Source organism: Mycobacteriales bacterium (genome assembly GCA_035504215.1).
Classification (GTDB): Bacteria; Actinomycetota; Actinomycetes; order JAFAQI01; family JAFAQI01; genus DATAUK01.
Window position 1 is genome coordinate 1 of record DATJSI010000133.1, and the last position, 2,460, is coordinate 2,460.

Sequence of the window (2,460 nt, forward strand, 5' to 3'; positions counted from 1 at the left end):
CCGTCGCGGTTGTCCTCGCCGTTCGCCTCGTTGTGCTTGTGGTCGTAGGAGACCAGGTCGGTGAGGGTGAACCCGTCGTGGGCGGTGACGAAGTTGATGCTGGCGTGCGGGCGGCGCCCGGTGCGGCCGTACAGATCGGAGCTGCCGGTCAGCCGGTAGGCGAAGTCGCCGAGGGCCTGGTCGGCGCCGCGCCAGAAATCGCGGACGTGGTCCCGGTAGCGGCCGTTCCATTCGGACCAGAGGGTCGGGAAGTTGCCCACCTGGTAGCCGCCTTCGCCAAGGTCCCACGGCTCGGCGATGAGCTTGACCTGACTCACCACCGGGTCGACCTGGATCAGGTCGAAAAACGCCGACAGCCGGTCGACGTCGTGGAACTGGCGGGCCAGGCTGGCGGCGAGGTCGAAGCGGAACCCGTCCACGTGCATCTCGCTCACCCAGTACCGCAGCGAGTCGATGATCAGCTGGAGCACGTGCGGCTGCCGCATGTTCAGGGTGTTGCCTGTGCCGGTGGTGTCGAAGTAGTAGCGCCCGCCGTCGGCCAGCCGGTAGTACGCGGGGTTGTCGATGCCCTTGAACGACAGCGTCGGGCCGAGGTGGTTGCCCTCCGCGGTGTGGTTGTAGACGACGTCGAGGATCACCTCGATCCCCGCCTCGTGCATGGTCTTCACCAGGTACTTGAACTCGGAGACGACCTGCTCGACGCCCCACGCCGAGTATTCGGTGTGCGGGGCGAGGAAGCCGATCGAGTTGTATCCCCAGTAGTTCCGCAGGCCCCGCTCGATCAGGTAGTGGTCGTGCACGAAGTGATGGACGGGCATCAGCTCGACCGCCGTGACGCACAGCCGCTTTAGGTGCGCGATGACGGCAGGGTGCGCCATGCCCGCGTAGGTCCCGCGCAGGTGCCCGGGGATCTCGGGATGGCGCATCGTGAGCCCCTTGACGTGGCACTCGTACAGCACGGTCTCGTGCCAGGGGATGCGCAGCCGCCGGTCGTCCCCCCACTCGAACCACGGGTTCGTGACCACCGACCGCGGCACGAACGGCGCGCTGTCCCCGTCGTAACGGTCCAGGTCGTCGCCGCCGAGCGGATAGCCGAAGACGGCGGGGTCCCACCGGACCTCGCCGTCGATCGCGGTGGCGTACGGGTCGAGCAGCAGTTTCGTCGGATTGCAGCGCAGGCCGTCCTCGGGGTCGTAGGGGCCGTACACGCGGTAGCCGTAGCGCTGGCCGGGCCCGACGCCGGGCAGGAAGCAATGCCAGACGTAACCGTCGACCTCGGTCATGTCGATCCGCCGCTCGCCGGCCCCGGCACTGCCGCCGGTGCCGCTCGCCTGCTCGGCGCCGCGGTCGGGTCCGTCGTCGAACAGGCACAGCTCGATGCGGTCCGCTACCTCTGAGAACAGCGCGAAGTTCGTGCCGATGCCGTCGTACGTCGCTCCCAGCGGGTATGGCCGTCCCGGCCACGTTTCGGGTCCCATGGCTTCCATCTGCCCCAGCGCGTCCGTACCTACCATGGATCACGCCTTTTGACCCGTTTTCGGCAGCGGCTCACGCAGCGGCTCGCGCCGCCCTGGTCAGGCGTCCGGCGCGTTGGTGATCGCGTTGAATTCCTCCCCGTCCAGCTCGAGGCTCGCGGCCGCGATGTTTTCCTCCACGTGGTCCGCCGACCCGGAGCCGGGAATGGGCACAATCTGCGGCGACCTGGCCAGCAGCCAGGCGATCGCCACCTGTCGCGGGCTCACGCCGCGCGCTTCGGCCGCCGTGCGAAGCGGAATGCCCTGCGCCTCGCTGATCGGCGCCCACGGGAAGAACACCATTCCCTCCTGCTCGCACAGGTCGACCATCCCGTCCGACGACCGGTCGGTGACGTTGTAGCGGTTCTGGATCGAGACCACGGGCGTGATCCGCTCGGCCTCGCGCAACTGCTCTTCCGAGACGTTCGACAGGCCGATGTGCCGGATCTTGCCTTCGTCCTTCAGCTCTTTCAGCGCCACGACCGACTCCGCGAACGGCACCTTCGGGTCGGGCCGGTGGAACTGGTACAGGTCGATCCGGTCGACCCGCAGCCGGCGCAGGCTGCCCTCGCAGGCGCTGCGCAGGTGCTCGGGACGCCCCTCAGGTACCCACCGGCCGGGCCCCGGCCGGATCTGGCCGCCCTTGGTCGCGATGACGAGGTCGTCGGGATACGGGTACAGGGTCTCGGCGATCAGCTCCTCGCTGACGTCGGGCCCGTAGGAGTCGGCGGTGTCGATGAACGTGACGCCGAGCTCGACCGCCCGGCGCAGCGCCTCCTTGGCGCGGTCCCGGTCCGGCGGCGGGCCCCAGACTCCCTTCCCGGTGATCCGCATCGCGCCGAACCCGAGCCGGTTCACCGTCAGATCGCCGCCGATGTCAATCTTGCCGGCGGCCGCCGCTGTCGGTCGTACGCTCATGGGCACGCTCCTTGTCTTCCGCCGCGTC

General features: G+C 68.9%; 2 protein-coding genes. Both read right to left on the reverse strand.

The features are described from left to right. Window positions 1-1,514 (reverse strand): glycogen debranching protein GlgX (gene glgX, locus VME70_15400; protein ID HTW21580.1); only part of this gene is annotated, 1,514 nt, incomplete at its 3' end. A gap of 60 nt (window positions 1,515-1,574) precedes the next feature. After that, entirely contained in the window at window positions 1,575-2,432 is an 858-nt protein-coding gene (locus tag VME70_15405) for an aldo/keto reductase (GenBank protein ID HTW21581.1), read from the reverse strand. Window positions 2,433-2,460: the final 28 nt, after the last annotated feature.